Source organism: Streptomyces sp. NPDC090083 (assembly GCF_044747445.1).
GTDB lineage: Bacteria > Actinomycetota > Actinomycetes > Streptomycetales > Streptomycetaceae > Streptomyces.
In genome coordinates, this window is record NZ_JBIVED010000013.1 from 209,147 (window position 1) to 230,747 (window position 21,601).

The window sequence follows — 21,601 nt, forward strand, 5'->3', positions numbered from 1 at the left end:
ACATGTTCGGTTACCGCGTTCCCGCCCCCGACGAGGCGATGCTGATCTCGGGTGGCAGGCGGGGACTGGGGGGCGCGCCGTTCCGAGTGGTCACAGGGCACGGAAAGTTCGTGCTGCCGATCTTCCGCAAGACCCGCTTCCTCACGCTGTCGATGTGCGAGGCCGAGGTCACCGAGACCTGTGTGACCCGGCAGGGCATCGCGCTGCACGTCCGCGCCGTGATCGCGTTCAAGGTCGGCAACGACACCGAGAGCATCATCAACGCGGGCCAGCGCTTCCTCTCCGACCAGGACCAGATGTCGGTGCTGACCGGCCGTATCTTCGCCGGTCACCTGCGGGCCATCGTCGGCTCGATGACGGTCGAGGAGATCGTCACGGAGCGGCAGAAGCTCGCCGCCGAGGTGCTGGACACCTCGAAGGTCGAGATGGCCAAGATCGGGCTGATCGTCGACTCGCTCCAGATCCAGTCGATCGACGACGGCGATGTCGGCTACATCGAGGCCATGTCGGCACCCCACAAGGCGGCCATCCAGCGGCAGGCCCAGATCGCGCAGGCGCAGGCCACCCAGGCGTCCGTCGAGGCCGAGCAGGTCGCGGCCCGCAACCAGGCGGAGTACGCGCGGCAGACCGCGGTCGTCAAGGCCGAGTACTCGGCCGAGGTCGACCGCGCGCAGGCGCAGGCCGCCCAGGCCGGGCCGCTCGCGCAGGCCCACGCCCAGCAGGAGGTGCTGGCCGCGCAGACCGAACTGGCCCAGCGGCAGGCCGAATTGCGCCAGCAGCAGCTGGTCGCCGAGATCGTGAAGCCGGCCGAGGCGGAGGCTCAGCGGATCAAGCTGCTCGCCATCGCCGAGGCGGACCGGATGAAGATCCAGGCGGAGGCGGCGGCGTCGTACGACCGTGTCGCGCTGGACCGGATGCTCATCGACCAGCTTCCGCAGATCGTCAAGGAAGCGGCGGGGGGTCTCGCGGGGGCCAACGTCAATGTCCTCAACGGGGCCGACGGGCTGGGTGAGATCGCGGCCGGCCTGGTCTCGCAGGGGCTGACGATCCTCGACTCGGTGCGGGGGAACCTGAGCGGGGCGGACCCGGACGGGCGTCGGCCCGGTGACGAGGTCAAGAACCTGCTCCAGCTGCAGTCCAAGAAGGACGAGAAGAAGAACGACGGGCCGGTCGACCTGGACTGAGCGCTCCGCTGGGTGTCCGGTGCGGTGTGCGTCGTCGGTCCGGTGCGGTGCCGTCGTGGCCGGGCGCGCGGTTCGCCGCGTCCCTTTGGGCCGCGCTCAGGGTGCCGTGAGGCTCCACAGGGCCGCTACCAGGGGGCGGCGCAGGTCCGTTCTGCGGACGCACAGGCCGATCGGGAACGGCTCCGGCGGTGGGGTCGCCGTGATCACCGCCAGTCGTTCCCGTACGGCGCTGTTCTCCAGGACCAGACGGGGTACCACGCCCGTCCCGCAGCCGAGGGCGACCAGGGTCAACAGGCCTTCGTGGCCGTCCGGTTCGCAGACCACGTCCGGGGCCGTGCCCCGGGTGCGGAACCAGCGGTCGGCGGCCTCGCGGACCAGACCCCGGTGGGGGAGGACGAACGGGCCGTCGAGGTCCGGGTCGGGGCGGTCCAGAGCGGTGACCAGGACCAGTTCGGTCACCGCCACCGTGCGGCTCACCAGCGGTTCCGGGAGCCGGGCCGGGAGGCCCGCGACCGCCACGTCCACCTCGCCCTCGTCGAGCCGGGCCAGCGCCGCCGCCGCGTCGCCGGTACGCAGGTCGAGCCGTACCTGGGGGTGCGCGGCCCGGAAGGGTGCCAACAGGTCGGGAAGCAGGGCCTGGCAGGCGGTCACCGTGGCGAACAGGGCCAGTCCGCCGGTGAGTTCGGCCGGGTCGGGATGCTCCTCGCGGTAGGCGCGCCACAACTCAAGTGACCGGACGGCGTATGCACGGAAGCGGTGGCCCTCGGCGGTCAGGGAGACCCCGCGCGCGCCCCGGTCGAACAGCCGGTGTCCGAGGTCCGCCTCCAGCCGCTGCACGGTCCGGGTCAGCGTCGCCGGGCTGACATGGCAGTCGAGACTCGTCCGCCCGAAGTTCAGCGTCTGCGCCAGATGCAGGAAAAGCCGTAGCTCGCGATGGTCGTCCCGCATACCGTGACCTGGCCCTTTCAGTTCGTGCAACAGACCGCTGCACAGGTTGCGCTTGCCGCAACGCTCGCCCGGAGCCTACAACTCCACCATGACCTCGACCACGTACACCTCCGCCGTCTTCGCCGTCGAGACGATGGACGTGCCCGGCGGCACGGAGACCATCCTGCGCGGTGGCCGGCACCTCCTCCCGCTGCTCCCGCGGGCCTTCGACGGCATCCGTCGCATCGGCGTCGTCGGCTGGGGTCCGCAGGGCCGGGCCCAGGCCCGCAACCTGCGCGACTCCCTCGCCGGCACGGACATCCGGGTGAGCGTCGGGCTGCGTCCCGGCTCGGCATCGGCGGCCGACGCCCGCGCGCACGGCTTCACCGAGGAGGACGGCACGCTCGGCGACTGGCTCGCCGTCACCGCCGACAGCGACCTGGTGATCCTGCTCATCGCGGACGCGGCCCTCGCCGCCCACCACGAGGAGATCTTCGCCGCCCTCAAGCCCGGCGCCACCATCGGCCTCTCGCACGGCTTCCTGCTCGGCCATCTCCGGGAAACGGGCGGGGAGTTCCCCTCGGGACACGGCGTCATCGCCGTCTGCCCCAAGGGCATGGGCGACTCCGTGCGGCGCCTCTACGAGCAGGGCACCGAGATCAACGGCGCCGGAATCAACAGCAGTTACGCCGTCCACGCCGACCCCGACGGCCGCGCCACCGACCGCGCGCTCGCCTGGTCGGTCGCGCTCGGCTCGCCGTACACCTTCCGCACCACGCTGGAGAGCGAGTACCGCTCCGACATCGTCGGCGAGCGCGCCATCCTCCTCGGTGCCGTCCACGGCATCGTCGAGAGCCTCTTCACCCGCTACCGGCTGGCCGGCGACGACGCGGTGACCTCGTACGAGCGGTCCTGCGAGAACGTCACCGGGCCCATCGCCCGCACCATCTCCCACGCCGGACTCCGCGCCGTCCGCGCGGAGTTGACCCCCGCCGGACGGGAGGTCTTCGACCGCGCGTACTCCGCGACCTACGGTCCCGCCCGCGAGATCGTCGCCGAGATCTACGACGAGGTCGCCGACGGCACCGAGCTGCGCAGCGTCGTCCTGGCCGAACGGCGGCTCGGGGCACGGGAGATGAGCGGGATCGGCGGTTCACCGATGTGGGCGGCCGGGCCGGAGGTGCGGGCACGCCGAGCCGAACGCGCCCTGCCCGTCGAGCCGTTCACCGCCGGGGCGTTCGTCGCGACGATGACCGCCCAGGTCGACGAGTTCGCCGAGCGCGGTCACCCCTGGTCGGAGATCGTCAACGAGTCCGTCATCGAGGCGGTCGACTCCCTGCTGCCATACATGCACGCGCGGGACGTGGCGTACATGGTCGACAACTGCTCCCGCACGGCCCGCCTCGGAGCCCGCCGCTGGGGCCCGCGCTTCCAGGCGGCCTACGAGCAGATCGCCTACCCGGAGTCCGAACTCCCGGCGGACGAAGCCCTGTTGACGGCCTTCGACACCCATCCCGTGCACGAGGCGTTGGCCTCGGCGGCGAAGCTGCGCCCCTCCGTGGACATCTCGGTGGCCCAGCCGGACGGCCCAGCGGCCCGGCTCAGCGCGGAGTTCCGAACGGCAGCGCGTCCTGGTAGGCGTTGACCGGTTTGGCGACCTTCTGGACGGTGACGCCGTCGAGCGAGGCGGCGGCCGAACTCGTCCCCAGGGTTCCGCTCGCGTGCCAGGTCCCGGTGATCGTCACCCAGGTGTTCGCGGACAGGGCCGGGATGCCGTAGACCCGGACCTTGATGGACTGGGCGTCCGCCGCGCAGCACGAGATCATGATCCGGGTCAGGTCCCAGTACTCGGCCCCCTTGTGGGGCGTGACGAAGCCGGTCATCTGGACGGTACGGCCCTTGATGACCCGCGTGCGGTCCTGCTGCACGCGGGTCGTGAAGTCCGTGAGCGTCATCGGCAGCGGCGAGGTCGCGGGCAGCGGGTCGAAGCCGTCCTGCACGGGGACGGCCTTGGTGTCGGCGCGGGAGGCGGTGTAGGCGCCGAGGGCGGGAGGGGCGTAGAAGAGGAGGCTGAGGGCCGGGAGGAAGAGCAGCCAGGCGACGCGGGGGACCCTGGAGTGACTGTGGCCCGGGTGGTCGTCCTCCGCGTGCGGGTTCTGCCGTGCCCGTGACCAGGCCTCCGCGATGCCCAGCAGGATCAGCAGGAACCCCGAGGCCACGAGCATCGGGCGCATGCCCGGCTTGACGTAGCGCAGGCACAGGTCGGTGAAGAGGGAGGCGTGGAGCAGGCCCAGGCCGCTGAGGACGAGCAGGGTCACCTGGAGAGGGCGTCTCACAGCAGTACGGCTCCGATCAGCGTGCTGGACAGCACCGCGACGACCGTCGTGGCGGCGGAGAAGCGGACCGCGAACGCCCGGCCGAACGTGCCCGCCTGGAGGGCGATCAGCTTCAGGTCGACCATGGGGCCCACGACCATGAAGGCGAGCCGGGCCGTGGGGGAGAAGCCCGTGAGGGAGGACGCCACGAACGCGTCGGCCTCGGAGCAGACCGCGAGGATGATCGCCAGCGCCGCCAGGAACAGCACCGACAGCCAGGGCGAACCGGCGAAGGTGTCCAGCACGGAGCGCGGTACCGCCACGTTGAAGGTCGCCGCCGCCATCGCGCCGACGACCAGGAAACCGCCCGCGTGCAGGAAGTCGTGCTGGAAACCGGTCCGGAACTCGGTGAAACGGCTGTGCCCCTCCTGGTGCCCGGTATGCCGCGCGACCGGCCGCAGCCACTCCTCACGCCCCAGCCAGAGCCACAGCCAGCCCATCACCACGGCGGTCGCGAGCGAGGCGAGCAGCCGGGCCAGCACCATGACCGGGCTGGCCGGGAACGCGATCGCGGTGGCCGTGAGCACGACCGGGTTGATCGCGGGCGCCGAGAGCAGGAACGCGAACGCGGCGGCCGGGGTGACCCCCCGCCCGATCAGACTGTTCGCGACCGGCACCGACGCGCACTCGCAGCCCGGCAGCACGACCCCCGCCACCCCGGCGACCGGCACGGCGAACGCGGCCCGCCTGGGCAGCACCTTCGTGAACACCCGCGCGGGCACGAACGCGTTGATCGCCCCCGACAGCGCCGTGCCCAGCAGCAGGAAGGGCAGCGCCTGGGTGGTGATCGCGAGACACACGGTCCGCCAGGCCTGCACGGCCGGCGCGTCCAGCCAGCGCCCGACGGCGAACAGCAGCAGCCCGGGGACGACCGCCGCGCCGAGCAGCATGAGCGGCCAGGACCGGGGCCAGCCGTTCGTCGCGGCCTCCGCCTCCGCCGTTCTCGGCGGCTCCACTGTCGTCTGCACACGAGCTCCACATGTTCGGTGTTCGCGTCGAACATAGCGGTCCCGCGTCAGCGCTCGGCGACCGGCCTCAGGAGCGGTTCAGGGCGAACGCCCGCGCCGGGTTCTCCGTGAGAATGCGTCCCACCAGCTCCTCGCCCACCTCCACCGCGAGCCGGGGCCCCACCCGCCGCAGCAGGTACGGCATCCCCGGACCGCCGTCCACCGACCGCGCCCCCGAGACCACCGTGTCCCCGCCGAGCAGCAGCCGGTCCCCGTAGCCGGCCTCGGCCAGCGCCCGCACCGCGTCCGGCATCCGCCAGTCCGTGGCGTGATGGGCGCGGGACGGTCCGTCGAAGGCCAGGTAGGCGCCGGACGCGGCGGCCTGCCGCTGGACCGTGAGGTCGGGGGAGCGGTTGAGGTGGCCGAGGATCACCCGGTGCGGCGCGACCCCCAACTCGCCGCAGAGCAGGTCGAGTACGTCGAGCGCGCCGGTGCCCGCCTCCAGATGGACGGCGATCGGCGCGTCCGTCGCCCGGTGGGCCTCGGCGGCGGCCGTCATCGTCCAGCGGGCATGCGCGTCGAGCCCGTGGAAGCCGCCCGCGACCTTGATGATCCCGGCGCGTACCCCCGACGGCCCGATGCCCTCGGTGAGTTCGCCGACGAAGACCTCGGCCAGCCTGCCCCGCAGGCTCTTCAGCACCTCAGGGCTGTAGTGCGCCGCCTGGTGCAACCCGGTCGCGCAGACCACCCGCACCCCGGTGTCCCGGGACAGCAGCGGCAGATCGGCGACCCGCCGCCCCATCCCGTACGGCGTCCACTGCACGACGGCACCGCCGCCGGCGGCACGGAACGCGGCCAGCTCGGCCCGCGCGGCCGAGGCGTCGCCCAGTTCCTGGCCGGGGAGCCGCGGACTCCTGAGGAAGAGGTGGTCGTGCGCGTCGCACACGCCCAGCAGCCCGGCGTCCACGTCCCCAAGTACCGTACGCACGACGGCACTCACCACTGCCGGCCTCGCGCAAGGGCGCCCCGGCCCGGCGCCGAGAGATGCAGCACCTGGAACACCTCGCCCTCCGCCTTCGGCATGTCGTGTTCCCAGAGCGAGAAGTGGACCAGCTCCCAGCGGTGCGGGTCCACGGCCGCCGCCGCGAGCACGACACCGTCCTCCCGGGCCAACCGCCGCGTCTCACCCACCGCGTTCTCCATGACCGTCGCCAACTCGCCGCCGTCCGCGATCGGTTGACGCCGTCGCACGGCCGCGACCGCCGGTGAGCCCGCCGCGTCCCCCTCCTCGTAGGCGAGCCCCGACCAGCCCAGCACCTCCGGGCGCCCGAAGTCGTCGACGAGCCCCTGGAAGGCGCCGCCCCAGAGGAAGCGGTTCATGCCCTCGACCGTGTTCCACAGGTAGAACGGCGCGTACTGGTTGACCGGCGAGCCGTGCACCCCGCGCTCCCGCAGGAGATACGCCTTGATCCCGAGGCCGTCCCAGTCGTCGAGCAGACGGCCGACCCGCGCGACCCGTCCCCGGACGATGTCCATGTCGTAGTCGGCGGGCAGGGTGAGTTCGTACTGCGTCGCGTGCATCAAGTGCCCCCTCAGGCCGGGTAGTCGGCCGGGTCGACGTGCTCGTACCAGTGCGCGGTCGTACCGTCCTCCGCCGCCTCGACGACCGCGAGGTGCGTCATGAAGGTGCGCGGTGCGGCGCCGTGCCAGTGCCACTCGTCCGGCTCGATCCACACGGTGTCGCCCGCGCGGATCGCCTCCACGGCACCGCCCCTGCGCTGCACGAGCCCCTCGCCCTCCACGACGTGCAGCACCTGCCCGTGCGGATGGGTGTGCCACGCCGTGTGCGCACCCGGCGCGAAGTGCACGCTGAACATCCTCAGCCGGGACGGCGGTCCGGGCGCGGCCAGCTCGTCGAGCCACACCGAGCCGGTGAAGTTCTCCGCCCGGCCCTGCCGGGTGTCGGGGCGCTGCCTGGTGATGTGCATGAACCGGGGCTCCTATCGGGGCGAGAGAAGGGAGAGCAGACCCCGGACACCGGCGTCGAAGGCGGCCGGTGAACCGGAGGCGCGGGCCAGCACATAGCCGCCCTGCACGGTCGCGAGGATCGCCGAGGCGATCTCCTCGCCGTCCAGCTCCGGCCCGAACTGCCCCTGTTCCTTGCCCTCTTCGACGATTCCGGCGAGCCGCTCACGGATCGCGTCGAGCGTCTCGTCCACCGGCTCCCGCAGCTCGGCGCTGGCGATCACGTCCGGGTCCATCGTCAGCCGCCCGACCGGACACCCGCGCAGCACGTCACGCTCGCGCCGCAGATACGCCTCAATCCGCTCGTACGGCGTGCCCGGCCCGTCGAGGACCGCCTCGGCGGTCGCCCGCAACTCCTCGGCCGTCCGCCGGATCGCGGCCAGCGCCAGATCCGGCTTTCCGCCCTTGAAGTGGTGGTACATGCTGCCCTGCCCGGCGCCGGACCGCTCCAGGATCGCCTTGGGGCTGGTACCGACGTAGCCGCGCTCCCACAGCAGCTCGCGCGTGGACTCGATCAGTCGCTCCGGGGTGCTCATGAAAGAACTGTACATACTAGTAGGTACAGATGTCGAGGTGGTAGGAAACAGAAGCCGAGGCGATAGGAACGGAAGCCGATTCGGTGGGAACGGGAGCCGATCCGGTGGGCGCAGGCGTCGAGGCCCTGGGGAGCAAGCGAAACGCGCCCGCGTACTCCCCGGGAGGTACGCACACTGCCGCTGCCCGTACGACGACCCGGGCCCCTGCCCGGAGCGAGTCTCGATACATCACAGGAAGCCCGTCGAGGGCTACGCCGACGGAATCCCTTCCGGGGCTCCGGACCACTTGGAGATGAATCGACATGCAGACTCTGGCGAACTGGCACGGCGGGGGTCCCGGCCCGTGGATCCTGTTCCTTCCGCTGATCTGGGCGGCCGTGGTGGTCGGCGTGGTGACCGTCCTGCGCCGCACCGCCTGGCGCGGCCGGGGGATCGGGCGCGGCGGCCCGTGGCGCGCGATGGCGGACCCGCGCCCCACCGGTGACTCCCCGCTTGCCGTCCTCGGCCGTCGCTTCGCCTCCGGCGAGATCGACGAGGACGAGTACTGGCGCCGTCTGTCCGTCCTGGACGAGCAGTTCGGCCGCGCCGCGGGCAAGGGCGGCGGCCCCGCATGACCACCGTGACCACCACCCGCACGGCCGCGCGGGTCGTCGACGCCGTCAAGGTCCACGGCGTCGGCGACACCGCCGTACGCGCCCTGGACGGGGTGAGCGTCGGCTTCCCGGCCGGCCGCTTCACCGCGATCATGGGTCCCTCCGGCTCCGGCAAGTCCACCCTGATGCACTGCGCGGCAGGCCTCGACACGCTCACCTCCGGTTCCGCCTTCATCGGCGACACGGAACTCGGCTCCCTCGACGACCGGCGGCTCACCCTCCTCCGCCGTGACCGCGTCGGCTTCGTCTTCCAGGCGTTCAACCTGGTGCCGACACTGACCGTGGCGGAGAACGTCACCCTGCCTCTGGACCTCTCCGGAACCAGCGGCGACCAGGACTGGATCGACGCGCTCGTCGACGTCGTCGGCCTGCGCGACCGGCTCCACCACCACCCCTCCGAACTCTCCGGCGGACAGCAGCAACGCGTCGCCGTGGCACGGGCGTTCGCGGGCCGGCCCGAGGTCGTCTTCGCCGACGAGCCGACCGGCAACCTCGACTCCCGCGCGGGCGGCGAGGTCCTCGCCCTGCTCCGCCGCGCCGTGGAACGGACCGACCGCACGGTCGTGATGGTGACCCACGACCCGGTGGCCGCCGCCCACGCCGACGAGGTCGTCTTCCTCGCGGACGGCGGCCTGGTGGACCGGATGGAGTCACCTACGGCGGAGAAGGTCCTGGACCGCCTGAAGGCCTTCGAGGACGTGAGCTCATGAACGCGTCCGTACGGCTGAGCATGTCCTCGCTGCGAGCCCACAGAAGACGCTTCGCCGGCACGTTCCTCGCCGTGTTCCTCGGGGTCGCCTTCCTCGCCGGCACCCTCGTCATGGGCGACACGCTGCGCGCCGACTTCGGCACCATGTTCGGCGACGCCACCAGCGGCACGGACGCCGTGGTCCGCAGCGCCGACGCCATCACGACACCCGGCGAGAGCCAGGGAGTTCGGCAACCGGTGCCGACGGCGCTGGTGAAGACCGTCGAGGCGGTCCCCGGCGTCGCGGCGGCCGCCCCGGACATCCAAGGGGCGGGCCAACTCGTCGGCGCCGACGGCGAGGCCATCGGCGGCAAGGGCCCGCCCACCCTCGCGGGCAACTGGATCCCCGACCCGGGACTCAACCCCTATCGGCTTGCGGAAGGCCGAACTCCCGCCAGGCCGGGCGAGGTTGTCATCAACCGAGGGGCCGCGGACAAGGGTCACCTGAAGATCGGCGACACGACGACGCTGCGCACCCCCGACCCCGTCAAGGTGACGATCGTGGGCCTCGCGACCTTCGGCGGCGAGGACGGCATGGCCCAGGTGACCTTCACCGGCATGACCCGGTCCGACGCCGAGAAGTACCTCACCGCGAAGCCGGGGGAGGCGTCGACCATCAAGGTGAGGGCAGGACCGGGCATCAGCCAGCAGACGCTGGTCGACCGCCTGACTCCCCACCTCCCCAAGGGAGTCGAGGCGATCACGGGTCAGCGGTCGGCGCAGGAGGACACGGACATGATCTCCGCCCAGTTCCTCACCGTCTTCACCACCTTCCTGCTGGTGTTCTCCGGCATCGCCCTGCTGGTCGCCACCTTCTCCATCCACAACACGTTCGCCATCGTCATCGCCCAACGCACCCGCGAGAACGCCCTGTTGAGGGCGCTCGGCGCATCCCGCCGCCAGGTCACGGCGGCCACCCTCACCGAGGCGAGCGTCGTCGCCCTCGCGGCGTCGGCCGCGGGACTCGCGGGCGGCATCGGGATCGCGGCAGGCCTGCAGAGCCTCTTCCCGGCGATCGGATTCCCCTTCCCCGGCGGCGACTTGGTGATCCGGCCGCTCTCCATGACCCTGCCCCTCGCGGTCGGCGTCATCGTCTGCCTGGCCTCCGCGCTCATGCCGGCCGTCCGCGCTGGTCGCACCGCACCCCTGGCCGCACTGCGCGAGACGGCGGTGGACCGGTCCGGGACGTCCCGCGTCCGCGCGCTGACGGGAACAGCCCTGGCGGTCCTGGCCCTCGTGGCCACCCTCACCGGCGTGCTGGTCTCACCGACCCTGCTGCTGGCGGGACTTGGCGCGGTCCTCGCCCTGCTGGCCTTCGTGGTCCTCGGCCCGGTCGCCTCCTCCTCCGCGGTCTGTGTCCTGGGCGGCCCCCTGGACCGGCTGCGCGGCGTCACCGGCGGCCTGGCCCGCCGCAACGCCCTGCGCAGCCCCCGCCGAACGGCCGCCACCGCGAGCGCGCTGATGATCGGGGTGGCCGTGGTGTCCCTGTTCACCGTGTTCGGCGCGTCGTTGAAGGCGACGATGGACCGGACGGTGTCCCGTTCCTTCGCCGGTGACGTGGTGGTCAGCACCCCGTCCTTCGGCGCGGGCGGCAGCGGTATGAGCCCCCGGCTCGCCGGAGCCGTCGCCCAGTTGCCCGAAGTGGACACGGCGGTGGGCCTGGGCCGAGGAGTGGCCGAAGTCGACGGCCGGGGAAGGGCGTTGACGGTGACGGACCCCGCGGCCCTGTCCCGCACCTTCGACCTAGGCACGGTCCAGGGCTCACTCCGCGCCCTGGGCGCCGACGGCATCGCCATCACCAGAACGGAGGCGGACAGCCACCACCTCACCACCGGCAGCAGGACACGGCTCACCTTCACCGACGGCAGAAAGGAGACCTTCACGGTCCGCGCGGTCTACGGCCGCTCCGAGCTCGCCGGTGACTACGTCATCACCCGGGCCGCCTGGGCCCCGCACCGCACCCAGGACTCGGACACGCTGGTCGCCGTCTCCTTCAAGAACGGCGTCAGCACGGCCAAGGGCAAGGCGGCGGTAGAGAGCATCGCGGCCCGGTACGGCAACCCGCAGGTACAGACCCGCCACGACTACGCCCGGTCCGCGGCCTCCGGCATCGACATGATGCTGACCCTCGTCTACGCGCTCCTCGCCCTCGCGGTCCTGATCGCGCTGCTGGGCATCGCCAACACCCTCACGCTGGCGATCCACGAACGCACTCGGGAACTCGGCCTGTTGAGGGCGGTCGGCCAGACCCGTTCCCAACTCCGGGCCATGGTCCGCTGGGAGTCGGTCCTGATCGCTGCCTTCGGCACCCTGGGAGGACTCGTCCTGGGAGCCTTCCTGGGCTGGGTCCTGGTCAAGGCCTCGGACGGCGCGAGCGACAGCGCCTTCGCCTTCGCGATCCCACCCGTCCAACTCGTACTAGTGGCCCTGGTAGGCGTATCTGCGGGGGCCCTCGCGGGCCTGCGCCCGGCACGCAGGGCCGCCCGGCTGGACGTACTCAGGGCGATCGCCACCGAGTGATCACCCCATCCACCCCGGGCAGAGAAGCGGACGGCGTCGCCTCGGCGGACGGCGAGGGCCCACCAAGCGGGACTGCCCCCACGCGGACGGCCGAGAGGGAGCCGTAGGGGCGCGCCGGTGACTTGGGACCCAGCGCGCGGAGGCGCGCAGCGCCGAGCACGGTGGGTCCCAAGTCACCGGCTTCCAGCGCCCCGTAGGCGACTGAACAAACAAGAGGTGCGCGCGGTTGGTCTGAGATGCCGGGCAGGTAACGCGAGGTTTCTGGACCGGACCGCAATCCGAGACTCCACCCGTCCCAAACCCCCTGCGCACCCACCCACCCACTCACGCACTCACGCTCCCACCCAGCCGACCCACGGCCGCAGGAACCGCCTCCCCCCCCGCATACACAACCACCCGCAACGAATCACCGCCCGATCAACCGGCAACGGCCGACCGGGCGGGAGCGTGTTGAGGCCGATGGGCGTCGACCGGGTGCTCGACCTCGGTGACGAACCGGTGCGCGGGTTTCTCGGTGGCCGCACGGCGCGGAGGGCGGCTCGGCGTGGCCGCGGCGGGCGCCGGCGCTGTGAGCGTGAACCACACGACCTTGCCGGAGTCCCCGTCCGGCCGCACGCCCCAGGTCTCGCTGACGGCGGCGACCATCGCGAGCCCGCGCCCACACGTGGCCGTAGGGGAGACCTCGTCGATCTCGCCCACCACGGGAAGCCGGGGATCGTGGTCGCGCACCGAGACCATGAGCTGGTCGAGAAGCAGCTCGATCTCGACGACACACGTCTTGTCGGGCTGGGCGTGCCGGTGGACGTTGGTGAGGAGCTCTGTCACACCGAGCGCGGCCCGGTCTATCAGAGGATCCAGATGCCAGTAGCGCAACTGCGCAGATACGATTCTGCGGACCTGGCCGATCCGCGACGGCAGGGCTTGGAGCTCCACCGTGCAGTGCCTGCTTGGGTGACTGATCACGGCTGCGACTCCCCGACTTAGGTCCGGAAGAACACGGAGTTCGGATCCAGCAGGGAGGTCAAGGACGGCCGCCTGCTGTTGTGTCCGGCGGGCTGGTTCGCAGCGTTATCGCCGGTAAACCCAGAGTGACGTGAGACCAGAGTGACTCAGGGGTCACGGTCGCGCAACTCGCGGTAGGCCCCCGCTGGTCAATGCCGCGAATGAACCGCTCCCGCGAGGGCTATCCCCGCGACGGCTGCTTCCACGGCGGATGCCATCTCCACGCCGGCGGTGTTTCCGCGACGGCCGTTACCCCCACGACGACCGCTTCCGCAACGACGGCCCCGCGCCGCGGCCGTCGCCGCCTCCGCCGCGGCCCTCAGCGCCGGCACACCGCCGCACCCCTCGCCGCAAGGGCACCTCGCGCCCCTCGTGCCGCACGGGCATCGCCCCCGCCGCACGGGTCACGCGCCCCGCCCCGCCGCCTTGCGCACGGCTTCGATGAACCGGCGGGCCGCGGGCGGCCCCGGCTGTCCCGGCGCGGGATCGTGCTCGCCGAGGGTCAGCAGGTATCTGTTGCCGTTGAGGTCGGCGAGCGCCCGGTCCTCGGGCGCGAACCACGGCTTCGACGCGCGCACCGCCTGTACCGGCGCGCTGTCGATCTCGCTGCCGTAGCTGGTGAGCAGCTCAAGCCTGCCGTCGTTGATCCGGACCTGTCCGGCCCGGGTGAGCGAACGCAGCCGCTTCCCGATCCGCACGCCCGTGGCCGTGAACTCCGGCTCCGCCATGCTTCCCCGCCCCCTTGGTCCAGGACATCTGGTGATCCAGTGTGCGCCCCCGTTGTGGACGTTCGTCCCGCTGCGGTGAAGTCTGCCCGCCAAGGGCGTCGAGCACCAGTACGCACGACGCGGTCACGGTGAGTATCCGGAGCACTCGCGCGAGTGCGCCCCCGGGCTCGGCCCGAGGTCCGCCGAATCGCTGCCGCGCCCGTCCTCCCGCGCTCTGCCCCAGGGTCGCCTTTGACCTCCTCAAAGGTGTGTTTATGCAGGTGAGAAGCGTGCGGAAGGTGCATATGATCGAGGTGTCGGCCGCGCGACGCGCCGTCGGCGCGAAGCGTAAGGAGCCCCGCCGTGAGCACCACCCCACAGGCCCTGACCGGTGCCACCCTCGACGTCGACCGCAGTGACGCGGCCTACCGGAGCTGGCTGAAAGAAGCCGTCCGCAAGGTTCAGGCCGACGCCAACCGCTCGGCGGACACGCACCTCCTCCGCTTCCCGCTACCGGAGAGCTGGGGCATCGACCTGTACTTGAAGGACGAGTCGACCCATCCCACCGGCAGCCTCAAACACCGCCTCGCCCGCTCGCTCTTCCTCTACGGCCTCTGCAACGGCTGGATCCGGCCCGCCCGGCCGGTGATCGAGGCGTCGAGCGGTTCCACGGCCGTCTCCGAGGCGTACTTCGCCAAACTGATCGGCGTCCCCTTCATCGCGGTCATGCCGCGCACGACCAGCGCCGAGAAGATCCGCCTGATCCAGTTCCACGGCGGGCAGTGCCACTTCGTGGACGACCCGCGCAGGATGTACGAGGAGTCGGCCGCCCTCGCGGTGGAGACCGGCGGCCACTACATGGACCAGTTCACCTACGCGGAGCGGGCCACGGACTGGCGCGGCAACAACAACATCGCCGAATCCATCTTCCGCCAGCTGGAGTTGGAGCGTTTTCCGGAGCCCGCGTGGATCGTCGCCACGGCCGGCACCGGCGGAACGTCGGCGACCCTCGCGCGCTACGTCCACTACATGCAGCACGACACCCGCGTCTGTGTCGCCGATCCGGAGAACTCCTGTTTCTTCGAGGGCTGGACCACCGGCGATCCGGACGTCAGCTGCGACTGCGGCTCCCGTATCGAGGGCATCGGCCGCCCTCGTATGGAGCCGAGCTTCGTTCCCGGCGCGATCGACCGCATGATGAAGGTCCCCGACGCGGCCAGCGTCGCCGCCGTGAGAGCCCTGGAGCAGGCCATCGGCCGCAAGGCGGGCGGCTCGACCGGCACCGGTCTCTGGAGCGCGCTCAAGATCATCTCCGAGATGGTGGCGGCAGGCCAACAGGGCAGCGTGGTGGCCCTGTTGTGCGACCCGGGCGACCGCTACCTGGACAAGTACTACTCGGACACGTGGCTCGCGGAGCAGGGCATGGACATCACTCCGTACAGCGCGGCGATCACCTCGCTGCTGGCCACGGGAGTGTGGCCGGCCTGAACCGATGGGCGCCGCCGCCGAAGGGGGACGTACGTCCGCGGGCTCCTAGCCGGCCAGTCGGCGGTCCAGCTCCGTCACCGCACCTCTGAACGCCCGTCTCAACCCGGGCCGGGCCACCCGCACGGCACCTCGGAACACGGCGTTCCCGTCCACGGCGAACGTCCACTGCACCCGCGTCCCGCTCCCGGCCGGGCTCAGTCGCCACTCCTCGGCCATCGCGCGGGCGCCCGGAGCGTTGGTGACGTCGACCCGGTACGCGTACACCTCCGCGGGCTTCGCCGCGATCACCGTCTCGCGAAAGTGCCCGCCACCCGTCAGCCGGATGTCACGCCCGGCCCCGTCGTCGACGGACCGCGCGCTGGTGACGGCGGAGAACCACTCCGCCCACCCGGGCACATCGTCGTTGAGGGCGTGGAAGACCGCGTCCGGCGCCGCGGACATGTCCTGGGCGAAGACCAGGCGCACCGGGGCGGTATCGATGAAGTCGAGCCCGACGGGCCGCAGTTGGTTGGCCATGGACGCTGACCCCCTTGACGGTTGAGGGAAGTTGACCAGAGTGGGCGACGTCACGATAGCTGGCGGTCCGTCAGATGTCTGCCCCGTCAGTGACTTCGCCCGCCACCACCAGCCGCAGCTGCTCCGAGATCTCCGCGCGTGCCTCCGCGGGCAGCCCCGCGTCGGTCACCAGCGTGTCCACCTGCTCCAGCGCGGCGAACGAACTCAGGCCCACCGTCCCCCACTTGGTGTGGTCAGCCACGACCACGACCCGCCGCGCGGACTGCACGAGCCTGCGGTTCGTCTCGGCCTCCGCGAGGTTCGGCGTCGACAGGCCGGCCTCGGCCGATATCCCGTGCACACCGAGGAACAGCATGTCGAAATGGAGCGCCGCGATGGCCTGGTCGGCCACCGGACCCACCAGCGAGTCCGAGGGGGTGCGCACTCCGCCGGTCAGGACGACCGTCGCCGCACCCTGCCGCTGCCCCGACGTGCGCTGCGCCGCGTGGAACACGTCGGCGACACGCACCGAGTTGGTGACCACGGTGAGGTCGGGGACCTCCAGCAGATGGTGGGCGAGCGCGTACGTCGTCGTACCGCCCGAGAGCGCGATCGCCGTGCCCGGTGCCACCAACTCCGCCGCGGCGCGCGCGATGTCCTCCTTGGCGGTCAGCTCCAGGCCCGACTTCGCCTCGAAGCCCGGCTCGTGGGTGCTCGCCTCGACGACCGGGACGGCTCCGCCGTGCACCTTCTCCAGGACGCCCTGGCGGGCCAGCGCGTCGAGATCGCGACGGACGGTCATGTCCGACACGCCGAGCTTGCGGGTCAGTTCGTTGACGCGGACACCGCCGCGGCGTCGGACTTCGTCGAGGATCAGGGCGCGCCGCTGCTCCGCGAGGAGGTTCTGATTCTCACTCACGTACGCTCCGGTCCTTTCGCCGCAACCCGTCAGACTGCCGACGCACCCGCCCCGACCAGGTCGTTCTTCGCGGCGGCGGCACGCGGACGTCCCATCCTCGCACGCCTCCGCAATCACCGCGCCACCGCCTGTCCCGACGCGCACATGTCATTCGGCCACCCGTCGTCCCTCGTGTGTCACCCGGATCGGGGAAATTCGGTGACGGGGCGTGTGCGACGCGACGGAAGAGACGATCCTGGTGTGCACACGGAACACAGACGAACAGTGCGTCACGGGGGATGTGCGAACAGTGGAGCGTGTACAGGACCTTGCCGCCACCACGGAGGCCGACAGCCCCGCCGGACGGCCCGATCAGACCGAACCCGCGCTCGAACTCCTGGTCCACGGAGTCGGCGGCACCACACCCGAGGAGATGCTCGGCGATCCGCGCACGGTACGGGTCACCGGTGACGACACGGCGGCCGTCTTCCGCCGCGCCGCCGACGTCGACGCCGAGTCCCGCCCCGCCGGACAGCGCACCGGCCCGATCCGCGAGGCCTACGTCTGGTGCAACCTCACCTCGGGCAACGACACCCGCGCGCTGTGGCTGTTACTGCTGCCCTTCATGGTCGTCAACCTCGCCCACTGGATGCGCCCCACCGCCCGCGGCCACACCCGGACCGTGCGCTTCTACGGCCTGCTCGTGCGGCTCGCGGGACTGACCCTGACGGTGCTGCTCGTCGCGGCGGCCTGCGAGGTCGCCCTCGACCTCGCGGCCTGGCAGTGCGCGGGCACGCGCGCGTGCGCCGACCGGCACACCTGGCTCGGCTTCCTGTCCCCGACCGTCTCGCACGACAGCTGGTGGAGCCGGCCCGGCCGCCGCCTCGCCCTCGCCGCCCTGGTGCCGACCGCGCTCACCGTCCTCCTCTGGTACCTCTCCCGCCGCACCTGGAGCGCGTACGAGTCCCAGCAGCCGATGAACCGACGGCCCGAACCCGAGGACGAGACCGGCCACAGCTCCTTGGGCCGCCCCGGCTTCTGGTACGGCCGCCGCCTGGTGGCCCGCCTGCGCGCCGCCCACACGGCCGCAGGACTCCTGACGGTCGCGGCGCCGATCACCGTCTCCGCGGCCCACTTCGACCGCGGCCCGGACGGCTCCCGCCCCCTGGCCACGCTGGGCACCCTCCTGGAGACCGCCCTCGCCGGAGTGGCGTTCGCCGTCGTCTACGTGGTGTGCCGTCGAGGCCGCAGCGAGAACCGTCTCGACCAGGCCCTCGACCGCCGCCTCGTCCGCCGCCTCCCCCTCAGCGCCCTCCTCCTGCTCGCCCTCTCCCTCCTCTACGGCGGCTGGTCGCGCCCCGGCTGGGCGTCGTCCGGGCGGCTGCCCGGCGACACGGCGTTCGGCGGAATCGCCCTGGTGCAGGGCCTGTTGGTGATCGCCCTCGCCGTCGTCGCCCACCTGCTGCACCGCACGCACCCCGACCCGCGCTCCGCGATGCGCGGCCTCGGCGGACCGGCCGTCGCGATGCTCGCCTGCGCCCTGGGCGGCGTGATGTCCGGCGGGGTCTCCCAGCGGGTCTCCGACTGGCTGGACGGCACCGGGACGTCCATCGCGGGACCGCCCGTGCTGCTCACCTGGCAGGCCTCGGTGATCCCGCCGCTGCTCGTCGTCGTCCTCGTCCTGTGCGCCGCGCTCGGCCACCGCACCTGGCGGCTGCGCCGCAGCGAACTGGCCGAGGTGGCGCACGACTACCCGGGAGTGCGCGAGGACCGGGCGCGCACCGCACGGATCGCGAGCACGCGCGCGATGGCCACGCTCACCGACCGCGGCCCCCTCCTCGTCGCCGTCACGTCCACCGCGACGCTGCTCCTCGGCGCCGGAGCGCTGGTCGGCGCCTTCACCACCGACCGGACACCGGAACGGGCCGGAGAGAAGACGCAGGCCTTCGTGCACGGCACGGCGCAGACCTCGCAGGCGCTCGGTTCCTGGCTGATCGGGCTCGGCTTCATACTGTTCGTCACCTGGGGCAGGCGCGCCTACAAGGACGCCTCCGCGCGGCGCACCATCGGCATCCTCTGGGACGTCGGCACGTTCTGGCCGCGCGCCGCCCACCCCTTCGCCCCGCCTTGCTACGCCGAGCGCGCGGTCCCCGACCTGACCTGGCGCATGGCCACCTGGACCCGCGCCACCGGCGGCCGGCTGGTCATCTCGGGCCACTCCCAGGGCAGCGTCCTCGCCGCGGCGGCGGCCTGGCAACTCAAGCCCGCCCAGCGCAGACGCGTCGCCCTGCTCACCTACGGCTCCCCTCTGGAGCGCCTCTACGGCCGCTGGTTCCCCGCCCACTTCGGCCCGGTCGCGCTGACCCGGCTGCACCGCGAGGTCGACTGCTGGCGCAACCTGTACCGGCTCACCGACCCCATCGGCGGCCCGGTGCACGTCTCCTGCGACCGCGGCCCCCAGGTGGACCACGAACCACCCCTCAAGGACCCGCTGGAGTACGGCCGTACGGCACGGCACCCGCTGCCCGCGCCGATCCTCGGCCACTCCGACTACCAGGCCGACCCCGCCTTCGCCGAGGAACGCGAACGGCTGCTGGCCCGGCTGCGGCCCGAGGTGCCGCCTCAGGGCAGCTCGGGCAGGTCCTCCGCGTAGAGCAGCGTCAGGTCGTCCGTGCTCGGCTCCTCGACCTGGGCGACCCGGCTCGCGTGCCGCTCCACCATCGCCTCGAACGTCTGCCGCGCGGTACGGCCGTTGCCGAACGCGGCACCCTTGGGGATCGCCGTGAAGTACTTCGTCAGCCCCTCGGACGCGCCCTCGGCGAGCCGGTACTCGTGCTCCTCGGCCTGCTGCTCGACGATGCTGAGCAATTCCTCGGGGTTGTAGTCGCTGAAGGTGATGGTCCGTGAGAAGCGGGACGCCACACCGGGGTTGACGGACAGGAACCGCTCCATCTCCGCCGTGTAACCCGCGACGATCACCACGACCGCGTCCCGGTGGTCCTCCATCAACTTCACGAGCGTGTCGATGGCCTCTTTACCGAAGTCGCGTCCCGAGTCCTCCGGGGAGAGGGCGTACGCCTCGTCGATGAACAGGACCCCGCCGCGCGCCTTGTCGAAGGCCTCCTGGGTGCGGATCGCGGTGGAGCCGATGTGCTCGCCGACCAGGTCGACCCGGGACACCTCGACGAGATGCCCCTTCTCCAGCACACCGAGCGAGGCGAGGATCTCGCCGTAGAGCCGGGCGACGGTCGTCTTGCCGGTGCCCGGGGAGCCGGTGAAGACCAGGTGCCGCTTGACCGAGGCGGCCTTGAGACCGGCCTGCTGGCGGCGGCGGCCCACCTCGATCATGTCGGTGAGGGCCCGCACCTCGCGCTTGACGCTGTCCAGGCCGACCAGCGCGTCGAGTTCACCGAGGACGGCCTTGGAGGAGCGGGACTCCTTCTCCGGCTCCGCCGGGGTGATCAGCGGGTCCTGGTCGGCCGTGCGCTGGCTGGGGATCGCGCCGAGCACGCTGGTCGACTGGCTCGCCGTCTCCACCGCCGTCTCGCGGACGGTCGGCTGCTTGAGGCCGCTCTCGTCGCTGGTGCAGTCCTCGACGACCGGTCCCGTGCCGGGCGCCGCATCGGGCCCGGCGTCCGCGAACTCGTAACCGCCGCGCGCGCACCGCTCCGTACGGCACTTCTTGAGCGTCGTACGACAGCCGTCGATCACATGGAAGCCGTAGCCGCCGCTGCCTGTCACGCGGCAGCCGAGGAAGGTGCCCCGGCCGCCCGCGGAGACGTAGAAGCCGGCCTCGGCGGGGGAGTCGACCGTGCAGCGCTCGATGGTGGGGTCGGCGCCCTTGGTGACGATCACGCCCGTCTGGGTGGCGTCCACGGTGCAGTTGTTGAGCGTGCCGCCGCTGCCGTGGTCGCGGAACCACGCGCCCGTGGCCGCGTCCCGGATCCGGCAGTCGTCGAGCTGCGCGGTGGCGCCGTCGCTCACCGACACGGCCGTGTTGCGCACTTGGGAGATGTCGCTGTCGACGACGTCCGCGCGGGAGCCCCGGTCCAGCACGAACAGCGCGTCCGGTACGTCGTGCACCCGGCAGGAGTCCAGGACCGCGGTGGCGCCGTCACTGACCCACACCGCCGGATAGTCGCCGGTGCTGTCGAAGATCTCGCACTGGTTGGCGTCCACCCGCGTGCCCGGGTCCCACACCGACAGTCCGTTGCGCCCGAACTTGCTCACCGTCGTCCGGGTCAGCGTGAGCACCGAACGGGAGCGCAGGTCCACCGCGTTCTCCGGGATGTCGTGGATGCGGCAGTCGGCCAGCGTCAGCACCGCGTCCGTGTCGAGCGTCACGCCGTCCGCGGTCGTACGGTGCACATCGCAGTCGGTGAGGTGCGCGGTGGCCCGGCCGGTGATCTGGACGCCGCTGCCGCGCGTCTCGTAGACCTCGCAACCCACCGCCTCCAGCGCGGAGTTCTCGCCGGTGGCGGACAGACCCACACCTGAGGCGTGGTGGACACGGCAGCGCTCCAGGCGCGGGTGGCCGCCGTCGCGGACCGCTACGCCCGCCTGGCCCGCCGAGACGACCTCGCACTCCTCGAACACCCCGCCACCGCCGTCGAGCACGGCGATCCCGATGCCTGCCGGGTTGTCGACCGTGCAGCGCCGCACGGTGGGGCGGGCGCCGCCGCGGACCTCGATGCCGGACGCGGAGCGGGTCACGATCCGAAGATCCGTCAACTCCGGTGCGCCGTCCTCGACGAGGAGCGCGGGCGCGGCCGAGTCCTGGCCCTCGACATGCAGGTCCTGGACGATCGCGGAGGCGCGGACGGTCAACGGCACGCCGTCCAGGGGCGCGATGCGCACCGAGCCGGGCGAACCCTCGGGGCCGCGCAGGGTCACCGACCGCGCCACGACGAGGTTCTCCCGGTAGGTGCCGGGAGCGACGGTGAGCACGTCTCCCTCGGCCGCGGCCTCCAGGGCGGCGGCGAGCGACGCGTACTCACCTGTGCGGCGCCGCCACCGCGATGTACCGGTGTGCGTCACCTGGACCGTGCCCTGTGCCATGGCGCTGCTGTGCCCCCACCTCGTGGTATGCGGGTTGA

19 protein-coding genes are annotated in these 21,601 nt (G+C 72.0%); 7 read left to right on the forward strand and 12 right to left on the reverse strand.

Features of this window, described 5'->3' with window-relative positions; genetic code table 11:
• Positions 1-2 precede the first annotated feature (2 nt).
• Positions 3-1,184: an SPFH domain-containing protein gene (locus tag ACIPTO_RS35680; RefSeq protein ID WP_401198976.1), complete on the forward strand. Its 1,182-nt coding sequence runs from the start codon at positions 3-5 to the stop codon at positions 1,182-1,184.
• Positions 1,185-1,280: 96 nt separating this feature from the next.
• Here ACIPTO_RS35680 and ilvY read toward each other — a convergent pair whose 3' ends face one another.
• Positions 1,281-2,132: an HTH-type transcriptional activator IlvY gene (gene ilvY / locus ACIPTO_RS35685; protein WP_401198978.1), complete on the reverse strand. Its 852-nt coding sequence runs from the start codon at positions 2,130-2,132 to the stop codon at positions 1,281-1,283.
• A gap of 88 nt (positions 2,133-2,220) precedes the next feature.
• Here ilvY and ACIPTO_RS35690 point away from each other — a divergent pair, with 88 nt between their 5' ends.
• On the forward strand, positions 2,221-3,756 hold the full coding sequence (locus tag ACIPTO_RS35690; protein ID WP_401198980.1) for a ketol-acid reductoisomerase: 1,536 nt from the start codon (positions 2,221-2,223) through the stop codon (positions 3,754-3,756).
• Here the strand turns inward: ACIPTO_RS35690 and ACIPTO_RS35695 are convergent.
• The 6 genes from ACIPTO_RS35695 to ACIPTO_RS35720 form a co-directional block, all read right to left on the reverse strand.
• On the reverse strand, positions 3,713-4,447 hold the full coding sequence (locus tag ACIPTO_RS35695; RefSeq protein ID WP_401198982.1) for a TIGR03943 family putative permease subunit: 735 nt from the start codon (positions 4,445-4,447) through the stop codon (positions 3,713-3,715). The two genes, ACIPTO_RS35690 and ACIPTO_RS35695, sit on opposite strands and share 44 nt — an antisense overlap.
• Positions 4,444-5,454: a permease gene (locus ACIPTO_RS35700; RefSeq protein WP_366320310.1), complete on the reverse strand. Its 1,011-nt coding sequence runs from the start codon at positions 5,452-5,454 to the stop codon at positions 4,444-4,446. The genes ACIPTO_RS35695 and ACIPTO_RS35700 overlap by 4 nt, the downstream gene beginning before the upstream one ends.
• Positions 5,455-5,521: 67 nt before the next feature.
• Positions 5,522-6,421, reverse strand: a complete 900-nt coding sequence (locus tag ACIPTO_RS35705) for a phosphotriesterase (protein ID WP_401198984.1) — start codon at positions 6,419-6,421, stop codon at positions 5,522-5,524.
• A gap of 8 nt (positions 6,422-6,429) precedes the next feature.
• Positions 6,430-7,014 (reverse strand): DUF4865 family protein, encoded by a 585-nt coding sequence (locus tag ACIPTO_RS35710; RefSeq protein ID WP_401198986.1) that lies wholly within the window; start codon positions 7,012-7,014, stop codon positions 6,430-6,432.
• 11 nt (positions 7,015-7,025) lie between these two features.
• Positions 7,026-7,421, reverse strand: coding sequence for a cupin domain-containing protein (locus ACIPTO_RS35715; protein WP_401198988.1), 396 nt, complete (start codon positions 7,419-7,421; stop codon positions 7,026-7,028).
• Positions 7,422-7,433: 12 nt separating this feature from the next.
• Positions 7,434-7,994, reverse strand: a complete 561-nt coding sequence (locus tag ACIPTO_RS35720; RefSeq protein WP_401198990.1) for a TetR/AcrR family transcriptional regulator — start codon at positions 7,992-7,994, stop codon at positions 7,434-7,436.
• 302 nt (positions 7,995-8,296) lie between these two features.
• Between ACIPTO_RS35720 and ACIPTO_RS35725 the strand changes: the two genes are divergently transcribed.
• The 3 genes from ACIPTO_RS35725 to ACIPTO_RS35735 are packed head-to-tail and all read left to right on the forward strand — an operon-like array spanning position 8,297 to position 11,915.
• Positions 8,297-8,608, forward strand: a complete 312-nt coding sequence (locus tag ACIPTO_RS35725) for an SHOCT domain-containing protein (protein WP_366320300.1) — start codon at positions 8,297-8,299, stop codon at positions 8,606-8,608.
• Complete coding sequence (locus tag ACIPTO_RS35730) at positions 8,605-9,357, forward strand: ABC transporter ATP-binding protein (RefSeq protein WP_401198992.1); 753 nt, start codon at positions 8,605-8,607, stop codon at positions 9,355-9,357. The genes ACIPTO_RS35725 and ACIPTO_RS35730 overlap by 4 nt, the downstream gene beginning before the upstream one ends.
• Positions 9,354-11,915, forward strand: a complete 2,562-nt coding sequence (locus ACIPTO_RS35735) for an ABC transporter permease (RefSeq protein ID WP_401198994.1) — start codon at positions 9,354-9,356, stop codon at positions 11,913-11,915. Before ACIPTO_RS35730 ends, ACIPTO_RS35735 begins: the two co-directional genes overlap by 4 nt.
• 417 nt (positions 11,916-12,332) lie before the next feature.
• Here ACIPTO_RS35735 and ACIPTO_RS35740 read toward each other — a convergent pair whose 3' ends face one another.
• Both ACIPTO_RS35740 and ACIPTO_RS35745 read right to left on the reverse strand, forming a co-directional pair.
• Entirely contained in the window at positions 12,333-12,878 is a 546-nt protein-coding gene (locus ACIPTO_RS35740) for an ATP-binding protein (protein ID WP_366320294.1), read from the reverse strand.
• A 443-nt stretch (positions 12,879-13,321) separates the two neighbouring features.
• Positions 13,322-13,645: a hypothetical protein gene (locus ACIPTO_RS35745; RefSeq protein ID WP_266774568.1), complete on the reverse strand. Its 324-nt coding sequence runs from the start codon at positions 13,643-13,645 to the stop codon at positions 13,322-13,324.
• Between the two features lie 342 nt (positions 13,646-13,987).
• On the opposite strand from ACIPTO_RS35745, the gene ACIPTO_RS35750 reads away from it, so the two are divergent.
• Positions 13,988-15,112 (forward strand): PLP-dependent cysteine synthase family protein, encoded by a 1,125-nt coding sequence (locus ACIPTO_RS35750; protein ID WP_401198997.1) that lies wholly within the window; start codon positions 13,988-13,990, stop codon positions 15,110-15,112.
• 45 nt (positions 15,113-15,157) lie between these two features.
• Here the strand turns inward: ACIPTO_RS35750 and ACIPTO_RS35755 are convergent, their stop codons facing one another.
• Together ACIPTO_RS35755 and ACIPTO_RS35760 are read right to left on the reverse strand one after the other, a co-directional pair.
• On the reverse strand, positions 15,158-15,628 hold the full coding sequence (locus ACIPTO_RS35755) for an SRPBCC family protein (RefSeq protein WP_401198999.1): 471 nt from the start codon (positions 15,626-15,628) through the stop codon (positions 15,158-15,160).
• Positions 15,629-15,698: 70 nt separating this feature from the next.
• The gene (locus ACIPTO_RS35760; RefSeq protein WP_366320288.1) at positions 15,699-16,526 is read right to left on the reverse strand and encodes a DeoR/GlpR family DNA-binding transcription regulator; all 828 of its coding nucleotides are present in this window, start codon (positions 16,524-16,526) and stop codon (positions 15,699-15,701) included.
• Between the two features lie 289 nt (positions 16,527-16,815).
• Between ACIPTO_RS35760 and ACIPTO_RS35765 the strand changes: the two genes are divergently transcribed.
• The gene (locus ACIPTO_RS35765) at positions 16,816-19,158 is read left to right on the forward strand and encodes a hypothetical protein (protein ID WP_401199001.1); all 2,343 of its coding nucleotides are present in this window, start codon (positions 16,816-16,818) and stop codon (positions 19,156-19,158) included.
• Here the strand turns inward: ACIPTO_RS35765 and ACIPTO_RS35770 are convergent.
• Complete coding sequence (locus ACIPTO_RS35770; protein WP_401199003.1) at positions 19,128-21,563, reverse strand: right-handed parallel beta-helix repeat-containing protein; 2,436 nt, start codon at positions 21,561-21,563, stop codon at positions 19,128-19,130. The two genes, ACIPTO_RS35765 and ACIPTO_RS35770, sit on opposite strands and share 31 nt — an antisense overlap.
• Between the last annotated feature and the right edge of the window lie 38 nt (positions 21,564-21,601).